This is a genomic window from Kibdelosporangium aridum, assembly GCF_900176515.1.
Classification (GTDB): Bacteria; Actinomycetota; Actinomycetes; order Mycobacteriales; family Pseudonocardiaceae; genus Kibdelosporangium; species Kibdelosporangium aridum.
Genome location: NZ_FWXV01000001.1, coordinates 983075 through 1006899 on the forward strand (window position 1 = coordinate 983075; position 23825 = coordinate 1006899).

At 67.0% G+C, this 23825-nt stretch carries 22 protein-coding genes; 10 read left to right on the forward strand and 12 right to left on the reverse strand.

Going from position 1 to position 23825, the window contains the following annotated elements; all coding sequences use genetic code 11:
- Positions 1 to 32: 32 nt before the first annotated feature.
- The 3 genes from B9C43_RS04085 to B9C43_RS04095 all read right to left on the reverse strand — a co-directional run bounded on the left by B9C43_RS04085 (position 33) and on the right by B9C43_RS04095 (position 2975).
- Complete coding sequence (locus tag B9C43_RS04085; protein WP_084424671.1) at positions 33 to 869, reverse strand: LLM class flavin-dependent oxidoreductase; 837 nt, start codon at positions 867 to 869, stop codon at positions 33 to 35.
- An 85-nt stretch (positions 870 to 954) separates the two neighbouring features.
- On the reverse strand, positions 955 to 2505 hold the full coding sequence (locus B9C43_RS57415; protein ID WP_200825416.1) for a flagellar basal body-associated FliL family protein: 1551 nt from the start codon (positions 2503 to 2505) through the stop codon (positions 955 to 957).
- A complete protein-coding gene (locus tag B9C43_RS04095) occupies positions 2502 to 2975 on the reverse strand; it encodes a hypothetical protein (protein ID WP_143446102.1) in 474 nt (157 codons plus the stop codon). The genes B9C43_RS57415 and B9C43_RS04095 overlap by 4 nt, the downstream gene beginning before the upstream one ends.
- 158 nt (positions 2976 to 3133) lie before the next feature.
- On the opposite strand from B9C43_RS04095, the gene B9C43_RS04100 reads away from it, so the two are divergent.
- Positions 3134 to 4447, forward strand: a complete 1314-nt coding sequence (locus tag B9C43_RS04100) for an NlpC/P60 family protein (RefSeq protein ID WP_407657064.1) — start codon at positions 3134 to 3136, stop codon at positions 4445 to 4447.
- 14 nt (positions 4448 to 4461) lie between these two features.
- On the opposite strand, the gene B9C43_RS04105 is transcribed toward B9C43_RS04100, so the two are convergent.
- Positions 4462 to 5055, reverse strand: coding sequence for a nucleotidyl cyclase domain-containing protein (locus B9C43_RS04105; protein WP_051897996.1), 594 nt, complete (start codon positions 5053 to 5055; stop codon positions 4462 to 4464).
- Between the two features lie 6 nt (positions 5056 to 5061).
- Entirely contained in the window at positions 5062 to 5742 is a 681-nt protein-coding gene (locus tag B9C43_RS04110) for a Crp/Fnr family transcriptional regulator (protein WP_033393552.1), read from the reverse strand.
- 204 nt (positions 5743 to 5946) lie between these two features.
- On the opposite strand from B9C43_RS04110, the gene B9C43_RS04115 reads away from it, so the two are divergent.
- The 5 genes from B9C43_RS04115 to B9C43_RS04135 all read left to right on the forward strand — a co-directional run bounded on the left by B9C43_RS04115 (position 5947) and on the right by B9C43_RS04135 (position 10590).
- A complete protein-coding gene (locus tag B9C43_RS04115; RefSeq protein WP_084424674.1) occupies positions 5947 to 6852 on the forward strand; it encodes a hypothetical protein in 906 nt (301 codons plus the stop codon).
- Between the two features lie 107 nt (positions 6853 to 6959).
- The gene (locus tag B9C43_RS04120) at positions 6960 to 8018 is read left to right on the forward strand and encodes an AAA family ATPase (RefSeq protein WP_033393550.1); all 1059 of its coding nucleotides are present in this window, start codon (positions 6960 to 6962) and stop codon (positions 8016 to 8018) included.
- A 71-nt stretch (positions 8019 to 8089) separates the two neighbouring features.
- A complete protein-coding gene (locus tag B9C43_RS04125; RefSeq protein ID WP_084425577.1) occupies positions 8090 to 8974 on the forward strand; it encodes a DUF58 domain-containing protein in 885 nt (294 codons plus the stop codon).
- Positions 8974 to 9969 carry a VWA domain-containing protein gene (locus B9C43_RS04130; RefSeq protein WP_380142994.1) on the forward strand — a complete coding sequence of 332 codons (996 nt, stop codon included), beginning with the start codon at positions 8974 to 8976 and terminating at the stop codon, positions 9967 to 9969. The genes B9C43_RS04125 and B9C43_RS04130 overlap by 1 nt, the downstream gene beginning before the upstream one ends.
- A 24-nt stretch (positions 9970 to 9993) precedes the next feature.
- Positions 9994 to 10590 carry a DUF5655 domain-containing protein gene (locus B9C43_RS04135; RefSeq protein ID WP_143446103.1) on the forward strand — a complete coding sequence of 199 codons (597 nt, stop codon included), beginning with the start codon at positions 9994 to 9996 and terminating at the stop codon, positions 10588 to 10590.
- Positions 10591 to 10638: 48 nt separating this feature from the next.
- On the opposite strand, the gene B9C43_RS04140 is transcribed toward B9C43_RS04135, so the two are convergent.
- The 7 genes from B9C43_RS04140 to B9C43_RS04170 form a co-directional block, all read right to left on the reverse strand.
- Positions 10639 to 10914: a GlsB/YeaQ/YmgE family stress response membrane protein gene (locus B9C43_RS04140; protein WP_084424678.1), complete on the reverse strand. Its 276-nt coding sequence runs from the start codon at positions 10912 to 10914 to the stop codon at positions 10639 to 10641.
- A gap of 89 nt (positions 10915 to 11003) precedes the next feature.
- Positions 11004 to 11942 (reverse strand): TAXI family TRAP transporter solute-binding subunit, encoded by a 939-nt coding sequence (locus tag B9C43_RS04145; RefSeq protein ID WP_084424680.1) that lies wholly within the window; start codon positions 11940 to 11942, stop codon positions 11004 to 11006.
- The gene (locus tag B9C43_RS04150) at positions 11939 to 13297 is read right to left on the reverse strand and encodes a sensor histidine kinase (RefSeq protein ID WP_084424682.1); all 1359 of its coding nucleotides are present in this window, start codon (positions 13295 to 13297) and stop codon (positions 11939 to 11941) included. The genes B9C43_RS04145 and B9C43_RS04150 overlap by 4 nt, the downstream gene beginning before the upstream one ends.
- A 1-nt stretch (position 13298) precedes the next feature.
- The gene (locus B9C43_RS04155; RefSeq protein ID WP_033393540.1) at positions 13299 to 13961 is read right to left on the reverse strand and encodes a response regulator transcription factor; all 663 of its coding nucleotides are present in this window, start codon (positions 13959 to 13961) and stop codon (positions 13299 to 13301) included.
- An 11-nt stretch (positions 13962 to 13972) separates the two neighbouring features.
- A complete protein-coding gene (locus tag B9C43_RS04160) occupies positions 13973 to 15277 on the reverse strand; it encodes an MFS transporter (protein WP_084424684.1) in 1305 nt (434 codons plus the stop codon).
- A 103-nt stretch (positions 15278 to 15380) separates the two neighbouring features.
- The gene (locus tag B9C43_RS04165) at positions 15381 to 16391 is read right to left on the reverse strand and encodes a YncE family protein (protein WP_084424686.1); all 1011 of its coding nucleotides are present in this window, start codon (positions 16389 to 16391) and stop codon (positions 15381 to 15383) included.
- Between the two features lie 84 nt (positions 16392 to 16475).
- Positions 16476 to 18935, reverse strand: coding sequence for an FtsX-like permease family protein (locus B9C43_RS04170; RefSeq protein WP_084424687.1), 2460 nt, complete (start codon positions 18933 to 18935; stop codon positions 16476 to 16478).
- Positions 18936 to 19137: 202 nt separating this feature from the next.
- Here B9C43_RS04170 and fabG point away from each other — a divergent pair, with 202 nt between their 5' ends.
- Genes fabG through B9C43_RS04190 form a run of 4 tightly spaced genes read left to right on the forward strand, consistent with a single transcriptional unit; the run spans position 19138 to position 23314 of the window.
- Complete coding sequence (fabG, locus tag B9C43_RS04175; RefSeq protein WP_084424689.1) at positions 19138 to 19842, forward strand: 3-oxoacyl-[acyl-carrier-protein] reductase; 705 nt, start codon at positions 19138 to 19140, stop codon at positions 19840 to 19842.
- 22 nt (positions 19843 to 19864) lie between these two features.
- Positions 19865 to 20632 (forward strand): enoyl-ACP reductase FabI, encoded by a 768-nt coding sequence (fabI, locus tag B9C43_RS04180; protein ID WP_084424691.1) that lies wholly within the window; start codon positions 19865 to 19867, stop codon positions 20630 to 20632.
- A 37-nt stretch (positions 20633 to 20669) separates the two neighbouring features.
- Positions 20670 to 22241 carry a Na+/H+ antiporter gene (locus B9C43_RS04185; protein WP_084424693.1) on the forward strand — a complete coding sequence of 524 codons (1572 nt, stop codon included), beginning with the start codon at positions 20670 to 20672 and terminating at the stop codon, positions 22239 to 22241.
- Positions 22242 to 22261: 20 nt separating this feature from the next.
- The gene (locus B9C43_RS04190) at positions 22262 to 23314 is read left to right on the forward strand and encodes a ferrochelatase (RefSeq protein WP_084424694.1); all 1053 of its coding nucleotides are present in this window, start codon (positions 22262 to 22264) and stop codon (positions 23312 to 23314) included.
- Positions 23315 to 23825 lie beyond the last annotated feature (511 nt).

Consider the following 23825-nt stretch of genomic DNA (forward strand, 5'->3'; position numbering starts at 1 on the left):
CGGGGTGCCGGAGTGGTGGACACGCCCGGGGGTCAGGTGCGGGCGTCGGCCAGGAGTTCGGTTTGTTCCAGCCAGTCGCCGCCGGAGATGCCGAAGACGAGGTGCTGTGCTCCGGCGGCTTCGTAGGCCGCGAAGCGCTCGGCCACCTGTTCGCGGCAGCCCGTGATCGGGATCTTCGTGGCGCGTTCGAGCGGCATGCCATATGCCTGACTGAGGCTCATGGCGATCTCGGTGCGGCTGTCGTCGTCGTTGATTCGTCCGGTCGCGCCGATCGCGACGGTCCGTCCGGAGAGCTGTTTCGCGCCTTTGGCAACGTCTTCCGGCGTGATGAGCGACGGGAACCAGCCGTCGCCGTAGCGGACGGTTCGTTGGATCGCGGTGGTTGAGGCGTTGCCGATCCAGAACGGCGGTCGGGTCACCGCGGGCAGCAGTTCGACGTCGAGTTCATCGACGTGCTCGCCCGCGAGAAGGCGGGGGAGCATTCGTAACGCCGTGTCCGTGCGGTGCCCGCGTTGTGCGAAGGGCACGCCCGCGGCAGCCCATTGCTTCGCGCCGCCGCCTGATCCGATGCCCAGGATCAGCCTGCCTCGCGAGACGTACTGCAGGCTTGCGATCTGCTTGGCCGCCCATGCCAGCGGCCGGATCGCGGGAACGAACACGCTCGCGCCGATCTTGACGCGCCGCGTCGAGGCCGCGGCAACAGCCAGGCCCACCGCGCAGTCCAGTGTCGGCGTCCCCACGGCCAGGTGATCGCCGTGCCACACACTCGCGAGGCCGACGTCCTCCGCGTGTCGTGCAGCAGTGGCCAGGTCGAGCTTTTCCTCTCGTTGTACCGCCACCGATGGCAGTACTACTCCGATGTCCAGCATCTGCCCAGTGTCGAACCTCAAGACGGCTTGAGGTCAATAGCCGAAAGGTCCCGCACCACGCCGGTGCGGGACCTTTCCGCGGGACCTACTTGATGCCCTTGAGCAGCGCCTCGACGTCGCCGGGCTGCAGGCCGCGGAGGATCTGCAGGCCCAGTTCGAAGAAGCTACGGCCCGGGCTGACGTACCACTTGCCGTCGACCTCGGTGGCGATCACGCCGACACCGTCCTTGAACACGCTCTCGACGATGTGCGTGATAGCCGTGGTGGCCGCGGGCGGCATGCCGCTCTGGCTGATCTCCGTCGCCGCGTCGGCCGCGCAGAAGCGCTGGGTCTTGCCCTCGCCGGAGGTCTCGTAGCAGTCGCCCTGGCGCGTGATCCGGTACTGCTCACCCTCGACGGTCAGGTCGATTTCCCTGATCGTGACCTTGGTGCCGCCGGTGGCGTCCTTCGTGTCGACCTCGAACTTGTTGATCTTCGCGCCGGTCGGCTCTGGATTGCCGATCGCCTGGAGCAACGCCGGGCCCGCGTCGTGCAGCGCGCCCATCTCGTCCGGCGGGGTGAGCTCGATCAGCCGCTGGATGTTGGCGTCCACGATCGCCCCGGCGAACTGCTTCACCGCTTCCTCGGGGCTGCCCGCGCCGTTGGCCGCGACCGGGGTGGCCGGCCACTTCTGCTTGCCGGCCAGCAGTGCGTAGTCCGCGATCGTGTAGAAGAGGCTCGGGTACCACTCGTCGTCGACCTTGACTGTGGCGATCCGGATCGGCTCGCCCATCTCCCGCACGGTCTTGGCGATGTCGATCTTCTGGGTCTTCGCCGCGGTGTCGATGCCGTTGGGGAAGGCCTGGTCGAGGAACTTCTCGGTGAACGGCTGGTCGCGCATGTCGGAGTTGATCTCCAACTGGCCCTCGACCAGCATGTTGATCTCAAGGTGATCGTTGATCTTCTGCTTGCGGGCCTCGTCGAACTTCAGCCCGGTCGCCTTCACCGCGCCCATCTTGTTCGGGTCGGCGTCCTGCTTGTAGATACCCAGCCGCTTGAGCTCGTTGTTCACCTGGGTGTTGGTGTCACGCATCAGCGCGGCCTCGCCGGGCGGCAGCACGGTGAGCAGGCCGGCGACGTCACCCGCGTTGATCTTGTCGACCAGGTTCTGCGCGGCCGCGGCAGGCGTCGGCGCGCCCTCGGCGACGCTGTCGCTCTGCCGGATCGCCAGGAAGTACACCAGGCCACCGGCGACCAGCGCGACGACGGCGATGAGTGCGCCGACGATCAGCCCGGTCTTCTTCTTCTGCGGCGGCTGCGGCGGCATGCCGTACTCGGGCTGGCCGTATCCCTGCTGGCCGTATCCCTGCTGCGGATAACCGGGCTGCTGCGGGTAGCCCTGCTGCTGGTAACCAGGCTGTTGCTGGTCGCCCTGCTGGCCGTAACCCTGCTGCGGGTAACCAGGCTGCTGCGGGTAACCAGGCTGCTGCGGGTAACCAGGCTGGCCATAGCCTTGCTGCCCGTAATCCGGCTGGCCAGGGTTCTGCTGGGGGTATCCCTGCTGTTGCGGGTAGCCGCCAGGCTGTGCCGGGAACCCGCCGCTCGGCTGGTTCGGGTCGTTCGGCTGCCACTGGCCGCCGGAAGGCGGATAAGTCACAGGGTTCCTCCAGATCGATGGTGCTGTTTCACCCGTTTTCGCTGCGTGACGAGGACGATCACTGCCCCGGCGAGTCCCAGCACCGACCCCGCCAGTGTCACCACTGGTCCAGTGCTCGCGATGCCGATCAGACCGTCCTTGTCATCCCCTTGGACGGCGGCAGCCCCCGATATCGTTCCCATCAACAACGCCAGAATGACCGCCAGCACCGCGGCCGTCCGGCGTAGGCGCAGAGCGTACATTGCAATCGTGATCGCCGCCGTCGGTATTACGGCGAACCAGACGTCGAACAGCACACGCAACTGCGGGACGATGTCCAACGCGCCTAGATGTCGCAGTATCCCCAGCGATTGGTAGCTCGTGTAGTACGCGGTGCCCGACCGGACCCAGGCCAGGAACGTGCCGAGCACGACGAGTCCGAGGCCGACGGCTGCCCCTGCGGCCCCGATCCGGGGCATGGATGTCCGCACCGGATGATCGTGCCAAAGACCACCCCGGTATCCCCCTTTCGGGTCGAATTCGCACGTCCCGCCTGTCCAAACAGGACTTTGTGATGCACGGTGACTAAGTTGTCACTGTTACGACAAGTATTTGTTGTGACGAAAGTGGTGATTGAGAAGGAGGCGCCGTGCGGGTCCGTCGAGCGGCCATCCCGATCCTCACGATGCTCGCGTTCGCCGTGCCGGCACCGGCTTTCGCCGTGCCGCCACCGCCGCCGAAGCCGAGCGACCAGGAAGTACAGGACAGCAAGGCGGACAGGGACGCCAAGGCGGGCAAGGTCGGTGAGCTGACCAGCAAGCTGGCCGACGCGGAGTCCAAACTGGTCGAACTGCAGGCCGTGGTCGAGGTCAAGATGGAGGACGCCAACAAGGCGCTCGTCGACCTCGACACCGCCCGTGACGTCGCCGCGAAGGCGCGCGCTGACGCAGCCGCGGCCAAACAGGAAGCCGACGCCTCGAGTGCGGCGATCGAGAAGGTGCACAAGGACGTCGACGACTTCGCCGCCGCGAGCTTCCGGCAAGGCAGCACAGTCGGTTCCATGACAGCGTTCTTCGGCGCGACCAGCCCGAAGGATCTGCTGGACCGCGCCGCATTTCTGAACGCGGTGAGCGGAAGCCAACTCGACGCACTCGATCGCATGCAGCGCGCCCGGGTCGAACAGGCCAATAAGGACTCACGCGCCCGTGCGGCGCTGAACCTGGCCGCCGAGAAGCAAGCCGAAGCGGAAAGCGCCAAACGAGCCGCCGACCGTGCCACCGCCATCGCCGAGCAGGCGCGCCGCGACCAGGCAGGCGAAGCAGCGCAGATCGAAGCGTTCCGCGAACAGACCGAGAAGGAACTCGCTGAGGCGCAAGCGAAAGTCGGCGGTCTCGAATCGCAGTTGCAGCGCTACCAGGAGTGGCAGCGGGCAAAACAGCGCGAGGACGAGGAACGCGCGAAGGCCGCGGCCGCCGCGGCACAGCGACCGGGTACCGGCGCGAAACCCAGCCGGCCCGCTCCCGGCCGCCCGCCGATCTCGGGTGGCGCGGCAGCAGTCGTGATCGCACGCGCGATCTCTCAGTTGGGCGTCCCGTACGCGTGGGGCGGCGGCAACGCCAACGGCCCGACCAGGGGGATCCGTGACGGCGGCGTCGCGGACTCGTTCGGGGACTACGCGAAAGTCGGCTTCGACTGTTCGGGGCTGATGATCTACGCGTTCGCCGGTGTAGGGATCAAACTGCCGCACTACAGCGGTTATCAGGCCAAGGCGGGCAGACAGTTGCCGTTGTCGCAGATGGCGCCGGGCGACATGTTGTTCTGGGCGACCGGTGGCCGCATCCATCACGTGGCGCTGTACATCGGTAACGGCCAGATGGTGGAGGCGCCGTATTCGGGGTCTCGTGTGCGCATCACATCAGTGCGGTATGGAGGTCTGGTGCCGTACGTGACCCGCCTGCTCTGAGGGAACCGATGTCGCTACGCGGCAACGTCCGAGTCGGGGAGGTGGATCCAGGCGGTGACGTCGGTTTCCTTGCTGCGTACGTGAACTTCCTGGTAGGCGCGTGGATTGGCGGTGTCGCTGTGCCAGATGACCTCGTCGAAGAACCACGATGAGGCGATGATCGCCAGCGGGTCGGCCGAAGCGGCGAGTGCCTCGCGCAGGACCCGGGCATCTACTAGGCGAAACGCGTGATTGACCGCCCTGCCAACGACTCCGTGCTTGTCGTAGACGACTTCGCCAGCGTGCAAGGACATCCGCAACCGAATCTGCTCTTGCGGGCAATGCCTGCGGTTGTGCTGCCGCAGCGCCGCGACCAACTCGGTGGGCAACGATGCGGCCAAAGTGGTCTTGCTGATGGTCGGAGGGACCAGCACGAGCGCACCGTCGCCACGGTCCTCATGGTCGCACTCGGTCCACGGCACGCCGGCATTGCCGAATGCCTTGCCGAGGATCTCGTAAAGACTGCGCCGCACGGTGAGTTGATGCTCGTTGGTCCGCTCGCGGCTGCAGAACCCCGCCACGTCGACGACCACGATCGAGCGGTGCACAGCCAGGAGATATCCGGTCATCGGTCATCAACCCGTGGATGGCGGCGAGTCATCCTGCAACCCCGCCAAGTCGTGCAGCACGATCCGGCGGCGTGCCGTGGTGATCAGGCCGCGAGCCCTCAGCTTGCGCAGTTCCACGGCCACCGCGTCCCGTGACGCGCCGATGCACCCGGCGATCTCCTGCTGGGACAACGTCGATTCGATGGTCCAGCTGCCGTCCTGCGCCTGCTGGCCGATCTTGTTCTTCAGGTCGAGCAACCAGTTGACCAGCCTGCCGCGCACGTCGAGCCTGCCGAGCAGGTTCTGCTCCTCGATCTGCCTGCGCCGGTAGACCGCCGCCCGGTACATCATCGGCCAGAGGTGGTTGTCTTCGACGAACCGCAGGATGTCGTCGGCGGCGATGTCGAGTCCTTCGACCACCGTGACGGCTGTCAACGTGGCCGATCGCACCTCGCCCATCAACACGCCTTCGTCGCCGATGATCTCGTTCACGCCTCGGATCGCCAACGGGACCTCGGTGCCGTCAGGGCCTCGCTGGCTGACTTTGACGCTGCCCTTGCGGATCATCAGCACCGACCGGGCCGGCTGTCCTTCCCAGTACACGGTGGCGCCAGGAGGGTAGACAACCGGCTTGCCCAACGCCTCGAGGGCTTGGCGCTGGTCATCGGTGAGGAAGTCCACGATATGAAGCGGTGTGCTGACCACCATGCGGCTGAGTGTAGTCCACTACACATTCATGTGGGTAGCTCTACGGTCTTGCGCAGCTTGTACGACACAAAATTGTCAGGCTGTGTCAAGTTTGGCCGGAGGTACCGCGATCGCCCGAGTCGATGATCATTTGCAGCGCGACTGAATTCTCCACGAGTAGTCCTACTCAAGACTCGCTTGGCCGCATGCCGCGATGATTCGCCTGTGACGCTTGAGCAAACCGCCGCTTCGGCCGACAGCAAGCCTGGGGTGGGCGTTCGCTGTGCGATCGCTGCCGGCATCGGCGCCGGGCTCGGCCTGGTGTACGTCGGGCTGATCGCTCTGATCACGTCGGAAGGCGTCCTGGGCGACGGCTTGGGGCGCTTGGGTTGGCTCATCATTTTGACACCGTTGGCGCTGGCGTTCTGTGTGATCATGGCGTGGCCGCTGCTGCGCGCCGCGAAGGTCGAGAAGGCCGGGCAGGTGGCGCTGCTCGGACCGTTGGCGGTCTGGGCGTGGTGGGAGTTCCTCGGTGCGGTCGACGTTCTGGAGCTCTTCAAGCCGGTGTTCTTCGGGACGGCCGGGTATGCCGCCGCAGCGCTGGTCACCGCGCCCCGCCTGCCGAGTTGGGGACGGATCGCCGTCGGGGCCGCCGTCGCCGCGCTCTTCCTGTTCAGGCCGGTGGCCGTGAACGACACGGGTGAGTCCTGGGACTGGTGGCGGGAGGACGAACTGCGTGCCTACACCCGCCCGCTCTTGGCACCGGACATGCCGGACTACCGGATCCAAGCGGCCGGTGCTGCCAACGAACTCACCCCGCGCGTCTACTACCGGTTGCGGCCAAGGTCGGCAGACGAGAACACCTCGTCGGCGGTCAACATCGAGGTCACCCAGCAGTTGACGCCCGCAGACTTCGACCCGCCCACCGACTGCGACCTGATGGGGTCGAGGATTCCAGAACCGTGCACGCTCCTCGCCCCGGACGTCTGGCGGACCTCGCAGGGCACATATCTGGCCCGCAAGGGCAGTCAGATCGTCGAGTTCCGGCCCGGCGCTTCGGTACCGGACAACGACCTGTTCAAAGCCGCGACCACCCTGCGAGTCGTTCCGGTTGAGCACTTCGAGCCGTGACGGCCCCGATCGGTTGATCATGCCACGTGCCGTCTTCACAGAGGTCATACCGCTGATCGGATTCGATGGGACCCGGTGGATAACCGTGTCTTGTTGGAGGTTGGCCCGTGACGGAACCCGAGGCTGGGACGAGTACCCCGGCCACTGACGCGCAGCTGCTCGAACGCACCGTGTTCGAGGTCAAGCGGGTGATCGTCGGGCAGGACCGGCTTGTCGAGCGGATGCTGGTCGGGCTGCTGGCCAAGGGCCACCTGCTGCTGGAAGGTGTGCCCGGTGTCGCCAAGACACTGGCGGTCGAGACGTTCGCGCGCGTGGTCGGCGGATCGTTCTCCCGCGTGCAGTTCACCCCTGACCTGGTGCCCGCCGACATCCTCGGCACGCGGATCTACCGGCAGGGCTCGGAGTCCTTCGACGTGGAGCTCGGGCCGGTGGTGGCGAACTTCGTGCTCGCCGACGAGATCAACCGCGCACCGGCCAAGGTGCAGTCGGCGATGCTCGAGGTGATGGCCGAGCGGCACGTGTCCATCGGCGGCAAGACCTTCCCGATGCCGGACCCGTTCCTCGTGCTGGCCACGCAGAACCCGATCGAGAACGAGGGCGTGTACCCGCTGCCAGAGGCGCAGCGCGACCGGTTCCTCTTCAAGATCATCGTCGAGTACCCGACGGCCGAGGAAGAGCGCGAGATCGTCTACCGGATGGGTGTCGAGGCTCCCCAGCCGCACCAGGTGCTCTCGCCCGCCGAGCTGACGCGCCTGCAGGGCGTCGCGTCGAAGGTGTTTGTGCACCACGCGCTCGTGGACTACGTCGTGCGCCTGGTCCTGGCAACGCGGACACCCGCCGAGCACGGCCTGACGGACGTGGCCGGTTGGGTCGCGTACGGTGCCTCGCCGCGTGCCAGCCTGGGTATCGTCGCTGCCGCGAGGGCGCTCGCGTTGGTGCGGGGGCGTGACTACGTGCTGCCTCAGGACGTCGTGGACGTCGTGCCGGATGTGCTGCGCCACAGGCTCGTGTTGTCGTACGACGCGTTGGCTGACGGTGTTCCGTTGGACCACATCATCACGCGTGTCCTGCAGACCGTGCCGTTGCCGCAGGTATCGGCACGGCCCCAGCAAACCCCGCCGCCGCAGGGGCACCATGCACCGGCGGGTGTGGCAACCCGGCCGTGAGCGAGAAGGAAACCACCGCACAGGCTGAGGGGCGTCCCTCGTGGACGCCGCCGGTCCTGCGCGGCGACCGGATGGAAGCCGGGCTGCGCCTGCTCGAACTGGACGTCCGACGCAGGCTGGACGGCCTGCTGCAGGGCAACCACCTCGGCTTGGTGCCCGGGCCGGGCACCGAACCGGGCGAGGCGCGGCCCTACCAACCTGGTGACGACGTGCGCCGGATGGATTGGGCGGTCACGGCGAGGACTACCGTGCCGCACATCCGGGAGACGGTCGCGGACCGTGAGCTGGAGACGTGGCTCGCGGTTGACCTGTCGCCGAGCCTCGACTTCGGTACGGCGGCGTGCGAGAAGCGTGATCTGGTCGTCGCGGCCACGGCTGCCGTGGCACACCTGACCAGGGGCGGCGGCAACCGCATCGGCGCGGTCATCTCAACGGGCAAGGACACGGTCCGTGTGCCCGCGCGTGGTGGCCTGGCGTACGCGCGTGGGCTGATCCGTAAGGTCGCGGAGACGCCACAGGCTCCCGAAGGGACGGCCGGCGACCTGGCCACATTGATCGAGCAGTTGCGCCGCCCGCCGCGCAGGCGCGGGCTGGCCGTGGTGATCTCCGACTTCCTCGGGGGCGTGAACTGGCAGCGGGCGCTGCGCGGGCTCTCGGCGCGGCACGACCTGATCGCCATCGAAGTCCTCGACCCGCGTGACGTCGATCTGCCCGAAGTGGGCACGGTCGTGTTGTCCGACCCGGAGACCGGCCGCCAGCGCGAGGTGCACGCCACGCCCTTGCTGCGCCGGGAATTCGCGGCCGCGGCCGCGCAACACCGTGCCGACGTGGCGGCTGCGATTCGCCGCGCCGGTGCGGGACATCTGGTTCTGCGTACGGATTCCGACTGGGTGGCGGACACGGTGCGGTTTGTGGTGGCCCGCAAACGTGGCTGGTCCGGAGGAGGTGCTGCCTGATGTTCCTGGGATTGAGTTTCGGCAGGTTCGCCGACGCATGGTGGTTCCTGCTGCTGATCGCGGTCGCCGGGCTGGTCGCCGGATACGTGGTGCTGCAGCGCAGGCGGCGTCGCAACACCATGCGGTTCACCAACCTCGCGTTGCTGGAGAAGGTCGCGCCCAAGCGGGCACGTAAAGCGCGGCACGTTCCGATCGCGCTCCTGCTGGCCGCGCTGACACTGTTCACGATCGCGCTCGCCGGCCCGACGGCCGAGGCGCGCGTGCCGCGCAACCGTGCGACCGTGATGCTGGTGATCGACGTTTCGTTGTCGATGGAGGCGACGGACGTCAAGCCGAACCGGTTGGAGGCCGCCCAGGCCGCGGCGAAGTCGTTCGCGGCCGGCCTGACACCGGGCATCAACCTTGGCCTGATCTCGTTCGCCGGGACAGCGACCGTGCTGGTGTCGCCGACGACGTCACGCCAGGGCGTGGTGAAGGCGATCGAGACGCTGCGGCTGGCCCAGTCGACCGCGACCGGTGAGGCGATCTTCTCGGCGTTGCAGTCGATCGAGAGCTTCTCTCAGGTCGTCGGCGGCCAGGAAGGCCCACCGCCGGCGCGGATCGTGCTGATGAGTGACGGCAAGCAGACCATCCCGACCGACAACCAGGACGACCCCCGCGGCATGTTCACCGCGGCGAGGGCCGCGTCCGATGCGAAGATCCCCATTTCGACGATCTCGTTCGGCACGAGCGACGGCACGGTCGACATCGACGGCAGACGAACGCCTGTGCCGGTCGACGACGAGTCGCTCGAGCAGGTGGCCAAGCTCTCCGGCGGTGAGTTCTTCAAGGCAGCCACCGCTGAGGAAGTGCGCAAGGTCTACGACACTTTGGGTGAACAAATCGGATATGAGATCAAAGACGCCGATGCCAGTCGGCCATGGTTGATACTGGGCACCATCGCGGCGATAAGCGCCGCGGCCAGCGCGCTGTTCATCGGGCAGCGCCTGCCGTAACCCAGGTGCCCGGGAGGCCTGGCCATGGTCGACGCCAAGGACTGGCGGGAGATGCACGAGTGGTCCGCCCAGTTGCTCAAGCGTCAGACCGGCCACGGCGTTGAGGACTGGAACGTCCGGATCAAGGAAACCGGCATCACCTCCCGCGACGAGCTGCAACAGTGGCTCAAGACCCGCAACATCAACGGTTACGCCCAGCAGCTGCTGATCATGGAACGCTTCGGCTACCCGGACTTCCTGCTCAAGACGGCCGAGGAACTGGTGGCTGACCAGTTCGCTGACCGGGAACACCTCCGGCCGGTGTTCAACGAAGTGATCGAGGCGGGGGTGGGCATCGCGCACCAGGGTCTGGTCGAGGTGCAGGCCCGCAAGACTTTCGTGACACTGCGGACCAAGCGGCGGAAGTTCGCGATGGTCAAGCCGACCACCAGGACCCGGGTCGATCTCGGGCTGCGCATCGTGGATCTGTCCGGCGGACATGAGCGGTTCGCTGCTCGGTTGCAGTCAGCCAAAGTGCTCAGGGACGACTCGATGACCCACCGCATTCCGCTGTCCTCTGTGGAGGACGTGGACGATGAGGTTTGTTACTGGCTCGCGGTGGCTTTCGAGCAGAACACGTGAGAAAGGCCGGCTCCGCCGAGCCGGCCTTTCCGTTCAGGTCCGGAGTTGCTATCTGTTCACGCCACGCCTGCCCATCGCGCCCGACACCAGGCCGACGAGGATGATCGCCGCGCCGAGCTGGAACAGCAGCTCGATCCAGTCGATACCTGCCGTGTCCTGTACGCCGACCCACCGCGCCACCAGGCTGCCGAGGAAGGCGGCGATGATACCGACCACAATGGTCAGCCAGATGGGGATGTTCTGCTTGCCGGGCATGATCAGCCTGGCCAGCGCGCCGATGATCAGGCCGATCACAATCGCGCCGATGATCGTTTCAATGGTCATCGCACACTCCTTTTGAGTGCAAGGTGGTGAACCACTTCCTCCTACGGTCCCAGGAGTCCCCATGTTCGGCATCTTGAAACTACAAACCGTTATCCGTGCAGGTCGCGGTACATGTCGGCGGCCCCGGGGTGCAGCGGGACGCCCGCGGTCGCGATCAGCGTCCGCGCGTCCAGGAACTGCGTGCCGAGCGCTTGCTGGGGAACGAGCTCCGCAGCCCTTCTGACCAGCACGGACACCACCGCGCCTGCGACTTCGTCGGGCAGCGACGGCGCGCAGACCAGCAGATTGGCCACGCCGATCGTCCGGACATCCCGCACGTGCTGGTACGCACCGGACGGCACGGCCACAGTCTCGTATACCGGACCGTGTCCTGCTCGTAGCCTTGGCGCGACACCGTCCAGCGGCAATAACAGTATTCCGATACGACCGTCCAACTCGGCCAGTGCGGGTGTGGGCACGCCACCGGACCAGAGCAACGCGTCGATCCGTCCGTCGGTGAGGCTCGCGACCGCGTCGGCCAGTGGCAAGCGCTCGATGTGTGGCCGCACGCCCGCTGCCTCGACCAAACGGTCGCCGAACAGGGCCGCGCCGGAACCGGAAGCGCCCAACGACACGGCGCGTCCGGTCAAATCCGCGATTGCGCGCACGGGCCCGTCCTGCCGCACCACGAGTTGCATGTAGTTCTCGTAGACACGGCCGAGCGCCCGCAACGGCACCTGTGTCGTGAATGGACGGTTCCCGGCCACCGCCGTTTGCGCGGTGTCCGCCAGAACCAGCGCGAGGTCCGCCTGACCGGCCTGAACCATCTCCACATTGGCCTGACTGGCCTGAGTGGTCAGTGCCGAGCACTGCAGACGCGGCTCGGCCGCGGTGATCTGCCCGGCCACGAGCTTGGCGAAGGCGAGGTAGAAGCCGCCTTCCTCACCCGCCGCGATGGTCAGTGTCCTCGATGGACCGGAGTAGCCGGTGCCGCAGCCGGTGAGCGCTGCGAGGCCGGCGAGCAACACTGATCGCCTGGTCACGGTCATGTGGACTCCATCGGCAGGGTGACGCGCACGGTGAGGCCGTGTGGTTCGGTGGCTTCGAGCACGATCTCGCCGCCCCGCGCGGTGACCAGGCGCTCCGCGATCGCCAGCCCCAGCCCGGTGCCGCGGGTGCTGGCTTGGCTGGAGCGCCAGAACCGCTGGGTCGCCAGTGCGAGATCCTCTTCTGGCAGACCAGGGCCGTTGTCGGACACCGTGATCGTGCCGTCAGTGCAGCTCAGGGCGACTGAAGCACCCGTGCCCGCGTACTTGACGGCGTTGTCCAGCAACACATCCAGGACTTGGCCGAGTTCGGTGTCCGGCATGGCCACGATGAAATGCTCCACATCGGACAACTCGATACCGACGGAAGCCTGGTCGGCGGCCGCGTGCCACGCGTCGTACCGTTCAACGAGAACGGTCGCCGCGTCGCACGTGTCGGCTGGAGTCTGGCGGTTGGCGACGTTCTCCGCGGTCGCCAGCGCGAGCAGGCCGTCGAGCAACGACTCCATGCGTTCGACCTCGGCGACACAGCCGTTGTACGTCCGCATTCCGTCCGGCTTCACCTGCCCGGCAAGGGAATCCACGCGCAGCCGGAGCGCGGCCATCGGGTTGCGCATCTGGTGGGACGCATCCGCGACAAGCCTGCGTTGCTGTTCGGCCGCTTCGGCGACCGCGTCGGACATCCTGTTGAACGACGAACCCAACGCGCGCAGCTCACGCGGCCCGGCGCTCGCGGGCACGTGCGTGCGTTGCTCACCGGCAGTCAACGCGAGTACGCCACGTTCAAGCTGCGCCAACGGCCGTAGCACCCACCGCGACACAACCAACGCCAGCAATACGAACAACAACGCGGCGGCCAACGCGCCCAAGACGATGAGCAACCAGTCATGAGCGACATCCGCAGCGGCCGCTGTTACCGAAGCCCGCATCACCACTGCACCCGCAACCCGTGTTCCCGCGCCAACGGGCCGAGCCAGCAGAAGGGGATCGGACGACCACGGCCGAAGTTGCGGGGGAGCGGGACCAGGTTGGTTGCGCAAGGCTCCGTCGATCAAGGGCAGGACGTCCTCCGCGCGCAGCCCTCCCGTGGCAACGACTTGGCGTTTGCGCGCGTCTACGACGAGTACGGGTTCGCCGTAGAGCTCGCTGTACGCGCGGATTTCGTTGGACAGTTGGCTGGTGTCGCCGGTGTCGTCAGCGTGTTGCGCCAGCACAGCGAACCGGTCGAGCTCCGCGGTCCGTGAGATCAGCAACTCCTGCGTGCGGGACGCGGCCGTGCTGCCGAGCAACGGCCATGCGAAGCCCGCGATCGCTGCCGCGGACATCAGGAGCAGCACCACCAAAAGGCGCGTCCGCATGTCATTCACCGAGCCGATATCCGAAACCCCTGATCGTGGTGAGCAGTCCAGGGCGCTTGAGCTTGGCGCGCAACTGGGTCATGTGCACGTCCAGCGAGCGCGAGATGGCCAGGTAGGCGTCGCCCCAGACCTCGTCCATCAGCTGCTGGCGGCTGACCGCGGTGCCCCGCCGCCTGGCGAGCACCGCGAGCAGCTCGAATTCCTTTGTCGTCAAGGAGATCTCCTGGTCGCCGGTGCGTACCCGGCGCGCCGACATGTCGATCTCCACATCGGACACCCGCACGACGCTGGTGTGCGGGGTGCTCGACCGGGCGGCGGCGCGGTGGGTGATGGTGTCCATCCGGGCGAGCAGTTCGGCCAACCGCACCGGCTTGACCACGTAGTCGTCCGCGCCGAGCCGTAGGCCACGCACGACCGAACGTTCGTCACCGCGTGCGGTGAGCACGAGGACTGGCACGTCCGCGACTTTGCGGAGCATGCGCAGTACCTCGAGCCCGTCCGTGTCCGGCAGGCCGAGGTCGAGCAGGACCAGGTCGGCCTCGTGGTGGCGGCTGAGCGCGTCGGCGCCACGGCGGACTCTGGTCGGCACGTGACCGCGTGCGGCCAGCGCCTCGGTCAGCGCGTCGCCGACACCGTCGTCATCTTCGACGAGCAACACCCGCACGGCATTCGTCCTTACGTGGTCTTCTCCAGCTCGGAGGACTGGGAGGTCTCCCGCATTGTCCAGTACACGATCAGGGAAACCAGGATGCACGCCGAGACGTACCAGTAGAAGAGCGACTCGACGCCAGCCGTCTTCAGGCCCAGCGCGACGTATTCGGCGGTGCCGCCGAAGATGGCCACGGTGAGCGCGTACGGCAGGCCGACGCCAAGCGCCCTGATCTTGGTCGGGAACAGCTCCGCTTTCACGATCGCGTTGATCGATGTGTACCCGGTGACGATCGACAAGCCCACCATCATCAGCAGAAATGCCACGATCGGGTTCTTTGTGCCGGACAGGACCGACAGCAGCGGCACGGTCGCGATCACCCCGCCGATGCCGAAGAACAACAGCAGCGGCCGCCGGCCGATCCGGTCGGACAACCGCCCGGCGAGCGGCTGCACTCCCATGAAGATCGCCAGTGCGATGAAGTTGATCCAGGTGACCGTGCCCTTGTCGATGTGGCTCGTGTTCACCATGAAGTTCTTCAGGTAGGTGCTGTAGGTGTAGAACGCGACCGTGCCGCCGAGCGTGAGGCCCACGACGATCAGGCATTCCTTGGGGTACTGCAGAAGCACGCGGATCGTGCCGCGCTCGCGCGACTTGGTCTTCTCCTGCCGGTAGCTCTCGGATTCGTCCATGCCGCGACGCAGCCACATCACCACGATCGCGCCGACCGCGCCGACGGCGAACGCGATCCGCCAGCCCCACGTGGTCAGCTGGTCGTCGGTGAGCACCTGCTGTAGCACGATCTGCAGGCCCAGCGCGACAAGCTGGCCGGAGATCAGCGTGACGTACTGGAAGCTGGAGTAGAAGCCGCGTTTGTGCGGAGTGGCCACTTCGGACAGATAGGTTGCCGAGGTGGCGTACTCGCCGCCGACCGAAAGCCCTTGCAGCAACCGGGCGATCAGCAGGATGACCGGTGCGGCCACGCCGATCGTGCCGTACCCGGGCGTCACCGTGATCAGCAACGACCCCAGCGCCATCATGACCACGCTGAGCGTGAGCGCGTTGCGCCGCCCGAACTGGTCGGCGAACCGCCCGAGTACGTAACCGCCGATGGGCCGCATCAGGAAGCCGACGGCGAAGATGCCCGCGGTGTTGAGCAGCTGTGCGGTCTGGTCGCCTGCGGGGAAGAACGCACTGGCGAAGTAGATGCTGAACGCCGTATAGGCATACCAGTCGTACCACTCAATGAGATTGCCGATGGATCCTCGGACGACATTCCCGATGACCCGGCGCTCATTGACCGGTTTGCGTTCCTGACTGGCTATCGCCATCCGGACCTCCTCGTCACGTGATCCGCCTCACCGTCGGACGCGGACCCCGTGCGGGGCAATGTGCGAAGGCCAGACCTAACACTCGCTTAAGGCGATAGGCGCCCTACCCGGGGATCAGCACCGACGCGTCGGGTTGACGCAGCGTGGCGAAGGTGCCGACGATCTGCCTGCGGTCCAGGTCCAGGACAGCGACCCGCTGAGTGTCCAATAGGGACACATAGGCGATCGGTTTCGTCGGGTGGAACGAGGCCGCGGACGGCTGACCGGGCACCGAGACCGTCCAGATCGGGCGCAACCCCGTGCTGATCATCGAGATCGTCTTGTTCGCGAGGTCGGTCACCAGCAGTTGGTCGTCCGAGACGGTGTACACCCGCAGCGGATCCCCGGCGACCTTCATCTCACCGCGGACGCGCATGGTCCGCGCGTCCACTGCCACGACAGCGGGAGTGCGCCGCGCACCCACGTACAGGGTGCGTTCGTCGGTGCTCAGGCAGGAGCTTTCGGGGAGTTGCCCTGGCGTGACGAGCACTGGTGCGATGGCGGCGTCGTAGGGACGCACCAGGCTCACAGTGTGGGAGAGCAGGCCAGTGACGTACGCACGTTGCCCGTCGCGGGTGATGGAGAAAAGATGCGTCTTGATGCCGCCGGTGTTGACCGCCCGTGACGGTGCGGTGATCGGCGCGTCGAAGCCGATCAGGGTCGCTTTCTCCTCGCTCAGCACGTAAAGCCGGTCCGAGGCGTCCATGCCCACGCCGTGGATCCGGTTGAACGGCGCGATCTCGATGGTCCGGACCAGGCTGCGGGCCCGCAGGTCGACGACGAACACCGCCGACGCGCCCGGCCCGACCACCGACGAGAACTCCACGCCGTAGTGGCCGACGTACGCGAATTTCCGCTCACGGTCGGCAACGAGCTCATGTGGATAGTCCCCCAGGACAATCTCAGCCAGGCGTTGTCCGGTGCCGGCGTCGAAGAAGGCCAGCCGTTTGTCGCCTTTCTCCACGACGGCGAGTACGTCGCCGCCGGCAGGGGCCTGCATGGCGGACGGGAGTGGCAGTCCGGCCACTCCCGCCAGCTTGATCGCGTTACGTCGGGTGATCGTATGGTCAGTCATCCGCTGGCTCCTTGATCCGACATATCCCGTCAGCGCGATCAGTCCAGTCCAGCAACCGGCCAAGGTCAAGATCTGATCGGCGGTTTACTGCACGGCGACCGTGTCCGCCGGGCGAGTCCGCAGCGCGACCCACGCCGGGATCATGGTCGCGGTCATCGTCAGCAGTCCGGCAGCCGCCGAAACCGCCAAATAGATCCAAATCGGACCGTACGGTACGACGGAGTCCAAGGCGGCCAGGCTGAACGGCACCAGTGTTCCCGCGGAGACGATCGTGCCGAGGATCAGACCGGCGAGGGTGATCGCCGCGCCTTCCACGCCGACCATCCGCAGCACCTGGCCACGACGTGCGCCGGAGAGCCGCAGCAGGCCGAATTCCCTGCGGCGGTCGGAGGTCTCCACCACCAGGGTGTTGATCACCGAGATCGCCGTGTACAGGATGATCATCCCGGCCAGCAGGTAGTTGATCATCGCCTGGGTCTCCAGGTCGGCCGCGTAGGCCTCGGTCAGTGTCGAGCGGTCGGCGAGCCTGTCGTTCGGGAACCGGGCGGCGACCGCGGAAGTGTCGCCGGAAACCATGATCTGCCTGGCCACGCCCGCGGACGTGTGCTGGGCGAGCGTGGCCGCGGGCGACAGCGCGATCTCGTAGCCCTGGCGGGGTTTGATCAACGCGACGACCGTGACCCGGCTCGTCTGACCGTCGCCGTAGCGCATGGTGAGCTTGTCGCCGACGCCCAGTCCCATTGACGCGGCGTGGTCCGCAGGCAATGCGATGGTGTCACCGGACAAGTCCTTCAACGCCCCGGAGACGACCGGCACCGCCGTCAACGAGGCGCCCGACGCGGTGATGCCCTGCAGTTCCAAGCCCTCGTCGCTGAGTTCCGGGTCGTACGGGCTTTCGATGAAACCCATGCTGGTGACCCATTCCGATGCCGCCGTGACGCCGGGCAGTGACCGGACCGTGTCGACGACGTCGGGGGAGAAGCCGCCGGTTGCGGAGACCAGTACCGCGTCGGCACGCAGGTCCTGGGTGTACGCGCGCTGCGCCGACTCGGCAGAGGTTGTCTGGGTGTAGATCTGCGCGAACGCGAAACCCGACGCGAGCATCACGGGCGCCACAGCGGACGCGAGCTTCACGGCACGCATACGAGTGTTGTTGGCCGCCAAGGAGCCTGGGACCTTCGTCAACGCGCGGATCGGCAGGCGCAGCAACGCCATCACAGCCTTGGTGGCGCCGGGCGCGAGCAGCGTGAACCCGATGGCCCAGCAGAGCACGGCCGGACCTGCGGTGGACGCGGCGATCGGGCCGGACATCGCCGTCACCGACACGATGCCCAAGGCCACGCCACCGCCGCACGAGATGATCGCGAAGATCAGCCGGGCCGGCGTGAGCCACTTGCGCTGCAGCGCGGCCTCGGCGAGGGCTTCGGTCGGGCGAGTGCGGGACGCGCGGCGCGCTCCGGCGAGTGCGGCGATCAATCCGGCGAGCAGTGCCGTGCCCACACCGACGATCGAAGGGATCCAGCCCTGGTGGAACTGCACGACCGGGCTGGCCACGCCGTACTCGGCCAGCCGCTCGAACAGCAACTCGCCGACCAGCGCACCGGGGAACCAGGCGGCCAGGGTGGCCAGCACCGACACCACCAGCGCTTCCATGAAGATCATCCGGCGGATCTGGCCAGGGGTGGTGCCGATCGCCCGCAGCAGGGCGATCTCCCGCTTGCGCTGCTGCACGGACACACTGAACGTACTGGCCACGACCAGCATCGACACCATCACCGCGAACCCGCCGAACACTGCGGAAAGGGTGATCAGCATTTCGCTCTGCTCTGCGGCCTTCGGGTACTCCGCCACGCCCCGCTCATCACCGGTCAGCACGGTCACCGTGGTCCCGAGAGCTTCCTCCAGGCGCACACCCAGGGCCGACGTGTCCGTGCCGGGTGCTGCCACGACCCCGAGGGCCATCAACTTGCCGAGTCGCTGTGCGTCCGAGTCCGCGAAATAGACGACCGGCTGACCGGACGTCCCGGACACCGTGAACGGCGTGATCTTGCCGCGGACTGAGATGTCCACACGGGAGCCGGCCTGCGCGCCCGAACTCGCGGGCACGACGACCTGTCCTTGCCGCGGAGCGGCGCCGTCCAGCCCGGCGAGCGAGGCCGATGCCCAGTTGTGGCCGGTCGTCGACGCCCCCGCCAACGAGACCGGGAACGCGACGTCCTGGACGACCCGGGCGACCCCGGCAACCGCCGACGCCTTGGCGGCGACGCTCGCGTCCACCGGGATGTCCTCGGTGAGCATCGAGTACTCGTAGTCGACGTCACCGTCCTCATCGGGCACATCATCGGTGGCCAACCTGATCGACCGGTCGGCGATGATCACCGCGTCCGCGCCGGCGAGCCGCTGCGGCGGGATCGCGGTCCGGATGCCGGTCTCCATCAGGCCGCCACATGCCATCACGATCGCCGCGCCGAAGAACAACGCGATGAAGGTGGCGACGAATCCTCCCTTGCGGTAACGCAGTGTTCGTAACGTCAAGCGCAGCATGATCGGTCCGTCCCCAATTTCTCAGCCGATTGTTTGTGGCTCGACGCTATTGCTGCGGACCGTGCCCGACCCATGGTGCAGAACTGACGATTCCTGGTGGGGTTAGCCCCACCACAAGTGCCGGAGGGGGATAGGTCGGACCAGCTAGTAGGCCGCTAGCCTGTGGCGCGAGCAAGCGTCGGGGCATCTCGAGGAGTTGAGGGTGGCACGGTCGGTTTTGGTCACAGGTGGTAACCGCGGTATCGGTCTGGCGATCGCCAGGGCATTCGCGGACCAGGGCGACAATGTCGCGGTCACGCACCGCGGCTCGGAAACGCCGGAGGGATTGCTCGGCGTCAAATGCGATGTGACCGACGCCGAACAGGTCGAGGCCGCGTTCACCGAGATCGAGGACAAGCAGGGCCCGGTCGAGATCCTGGTGTCCAACGCGGGCATCACCGACGACACCCTGTTGCTGCGGATGTCCGAGGAGCAGTTCAGCCGCGTCCTGGACGCCAACCTGACCGGCGCGTTCCGGGTCACCAAGCGCGCCACCCGGGGCATGCTGCGCAAGCGCTGGGGACGCCTGATCTTCATCTCGTCCGTCGTCGGCCTGACCGGCAGCGCGGGCCAGGCGAACTACGCGGCGAGCAAGGCCGGTCTCGTCGGCTTCTCCCGCTCGCTCGCTCGTGAGCTGGGCAGCCGCAACATCACGTCGAACGTGATCACACCGGGCTTCGTGGCCACCGAGATGACCGCCGTGTTGCCGGAGGAGCGCAAGCAGGAGATCCTCGGCCAGGTTCCGCTTGGCCGGTACGCCGACACCTCGGAGATCGCCTCCGCCGTCACGTTCCTCGCCTCGGACGCCGCCGCGTACATCACCGGCGCCGTGCTGCCGGTCGACGGCGGCCTCGGCATGGGCCACTGAAACACAAGGGAGAGAAGAACAAGTGACCGGTTTGCTCGAAGGCAAGCGGCTGCTGATCACGGGCGTGATCACGGACGCCTCCATCGCGTTCCACGTGGCCCGTATCGCGCAGGAGCAGGGCGCCGAGGTGGTGCTCACCGGGTTCGGCAGGCTCAGCCTGGTCGAGCGGATCGCCAAGCGGCTGCCCAAGCCCGCGCCGGTGATCGAACTGGACGTGACCAATCAGGAACACCTGGACTCGTTGGCGGGCAAGGTGTCCGAGCACGTCGACGGCCTCGACGGCGTGGTCCACTCGATCGCGTTCGCGCCCGCGTCGTGCCTGGGCAACCCGTTCCTGGAGGCGCCGTGGGAGGACGTGTCCACGGCCGTGCAGGTGTCGGCTTACTCGTTCATGTCACTGGCCAAAGCCGTGCTGCCGCTGCTGTCCGAGGGCTCCTCGATCGTGGGCATGGACTTCGACGCCCGTCAGGCGTGGCCCGCGTACAACTGGATGGGCGTTGCCAAGGCGGGTCTTGAGTCCGTGACCCGCTACCTGGCCCGTGAACTCGGTCCGCAGCACGTCCGGGTGAACCTGGTCGCCGCTGGCCCGGTCCGCACGATGGCCGCCAAGTCGATCCCGGGCTTCAAGGACCTGGAAGACCAGTGGACCACGCGCGCGCCGCTGGGCTGGAAACTCGACGACGCCGAGCCGGTCGGCAAGTCCGTCTGTGCCCTGCTTTCCGACTGGTTGCCTGCCACGACTGGCTCGATGGTCATGGTTGACGGAGGATTCCACGCTGTAGGGATGTGATCTGGCTGGGATGTGACGTCATCGCCCGGGAGGACGCATGTTAGGGCTTGAGCTTGTCGTCATTCTCGGGGTCACGGTTCTGACCTGCAGTGTCGCGGCGCGGCGGCTTCGAGTCGCCGCGCCCGTGCTGCTTCTGGGCATCGGCACGGCGCTGGGCTTCATCCCGCTGCTGCGCGAGGTGGAGCTGCCGTCCGAGGTGATGTTGCTGCTCTTCCTGCCCGCGCTGCTGTACTGGGAGAGCCTGACGACCTCGCTGCGGGAGATCCGGCGCTACGTCCGTGTGGTCATCCTGACGAGCACGTTGCTCGTGATCGCCACGGCTGCCGGTGTGGCCGCCGTCGCGCACGCCATGGGGATGGACTGGGGCCCGGCATGGGTCTTGGGCGCGGCGCTCGCACCGACGGACGCCACTGTGGTCGGTGTGTTCGCACGTGGCTTGCCCGCCCGCAGCATGACGTTGCTGCGCGCCGAGAGCCTGATCAACGACGGCACCGCGCTGGTGATCTTCGGCGTGGCGGTGAGTGTCACCGCGGGCGGCGAAACGTTCAGTTTCGGCAACGTGTCCTGGCTGTTCGTGCTGTCGTTCGGCGGTGGCGCGCTGGCCGGTGTGATCACCGCGTGGCTGACGGTCCAAGGGCGCAAGCTGTTGGACAACCCGTTGCACGAGAACACTTTGAGCGTGCTGACGCCGTTCGTCGCGTTCCTGCTCGCCGAAGTGGTGCACGCGTCCGGCGTGCTCGCAGTTGTCGTGTGCGGACTGATCCTCAGCCAGGTCGGGCCGCGCCTGATCCACGCGGACACCCGCACCCAGAGTTCGGCTTTCTGGAGTTTGTCGACGTTCCTGCTCAACGGTTCGCTGTTCGTGCTCGTCGGGTTGCAGGCGAACATGGCTGTGCGCGAGCTCAACTCGACCGGTGTGCTCAGCGGACTGGCGTTGGTCGGCTTGATCTCCGTCGCCGTGATCGGCGTGCGAATGCTGTGGATGTTCACGACGCCGTATCTGATCCGGGCCATCGACCGGCGGCCACAGCAACGAGAGCTCAGAGCGAGCGCGAGGAGTCGCCTGGTCAACTCGCTGTGCGGGTTCCGTGGAGCGGTGTCGATGGCGGCGGCGTTGGCGGTGCCGGAGACGATGGCGGGTCGTGACTTGATCGTTTTCGTCACGGCTGGTGTCATCACCGTCACGCTCGTCGTGCAGGCCCTGCTGCTGGTACCCGTGGTGCGCTGGGCGAACCTGCCGCCGGACACCCAGTTCGACGAGGAGCGGGCGATGGCGATCCTGACGTCGGCCGAAGCTGCCTTCGAGGCCATGCCGAAGATCGCCGCCGAGCTCGGCACCGATCCGTTGATCATCGAACGGACTCGGCGCGAGTACGAGAAGCGGCTGAAGCTGCTGCGCCAGGGCGACACGCAGGACGACGAAGACCACCCGTACCGGCGGCTGGAGAACGACTACCAGGCGCTGCGGCTTGCGATGATCGCGCACAAGCGCTCGACCATCGTGCGGCTGCGCGACGAGCGCCTGATCGACGACTCCGTGCTGCGCAACATCCAGACCCAGCTCGATCTGGAGGAGATCAGGCTGTCCCGGCGGCAAGCGCTCGACTGACAAGGGGCAGGATGGAGGGCGTGAGTTTCGACGCGCTGTTGTGGCTGTCGTTCGGCGGACCGGAAGGCCCTGCCGACGTCCGGCCATTCCTGGAGAACGTGACGCGAGGCCGGGGCGTGCCGCCGGAGCGGCTCGACGAGGTGGAGCAGCACTACCAGCACTTCGGCGGGGTCTCGCCGATCAACCGGCTCAACCGCGAGGCGATCGCCGCGGTCGAGGCCGAGCTGGCCGGGCAGGGCGTGAAGCTGCCGGTGTACTTCGGCAACCGCAACTGGCACCCGATGGCCGAGGACACCCTCGGCAAGATGCTCGCCGACGGCGTCCAGCGCGCCCTGGTCTTCCCGACCAGCGCGTACGGCGGGTACTCGGCGTGCCGTCAGTACGACGAGGACATCGAACGCGCCCGTGCCGCGGTCGGCGCAGCATCGGATGAACAGCAAGCCCCGGAACTGGTGAAGCTGCGGCAGTTCTTCGACCACCCGCTGTTCATCGACTCCTTCGCCGACGCCACCCGGCAGGCATTAGCGTCCTTGCCCGACGGCGCCCGGCTCGTGTTCACCGCGCATTCGGTGCCGGTGTCGGCCGACAAGGCCGCGGGCCCGCCGTCGGAGGGCGGCGGCCGGTACTCCAAGCAGGTCGCCGAGGCGTCCAGGCTGGTCGCCGAGGCCGTCGGGGTGGCGGAGTACGACGTGGTGTGGCAGTCGCGGTCCGGCCCGCCGCAGATCCCGTGGCTGGACCCGGACATCGTCGACCACATCGAAGCGCTGCACGAGCAAGGTGTCACGGCGGTCGCGGTGTGCCCGATCGGGTTCGTCAGCGACCACCTCGAGGTGATCTGGGACCTGGACAACGAAGCCGCCGAGAAGGCGGGGGAGCTGGGGATGGCCTTCGCCCGCGTGGCCACGCCCAACAGCGACCCGCGCTTCGCGCAGCTGGTTGTCGAGCTGGTCCGTGAGCACACCGAAGGCGTGACGCCCCGCAAGTTGTCCGACTTCACCGCGGCCGGGTGCACGGTCAACGGCGCGCCGTGTGCACCGCTGTGCTGCGAGCCGGTCAAGCGTCCAGCCCGCTGACCGGCGTCTTGTCCAGGAACCAGTAGTAGCTCGACGAGTTGCCATGCCCGAGCAGAGCCCGCATGAACACCGGGCCTTCCTCGGGTTTGACCATGCGTCTTCGCGGTCGAAGCTCGCGCCTTCCTTCATGAAACGCCGCACGGTGTCGGCGCTGTCGTGGTCGAACACCGTCGCCGTCACGCCTTCCTCGGCGCTCCAGCGGAACTCGGCCAGCGGGCGGAGCGGCGCGCCTCGTTCACGGCCCCAAGTGCAGTAGACCACCCGGGTGGGGTTGTAGTCGGGCGGCAGGTTGCCGAGCCTCTTCGCGTCCCGGCCGTTGCCTTGGACCGACTCGGCTTTCTTGGCCTGTAGTGCCTGTTCGGCCTCGCTTGGCTGCCACATCGGGCCACCGTAACCCCGGGGTCTGACGTTTCGCTCCGGTTACCGCTCTTGACCGCCACCTGCTGGGTGACTACCGTCACCAGAAATCGTCTGGGAAGTTACCAGATTAATTAGAGCCTAAACCGGGAGC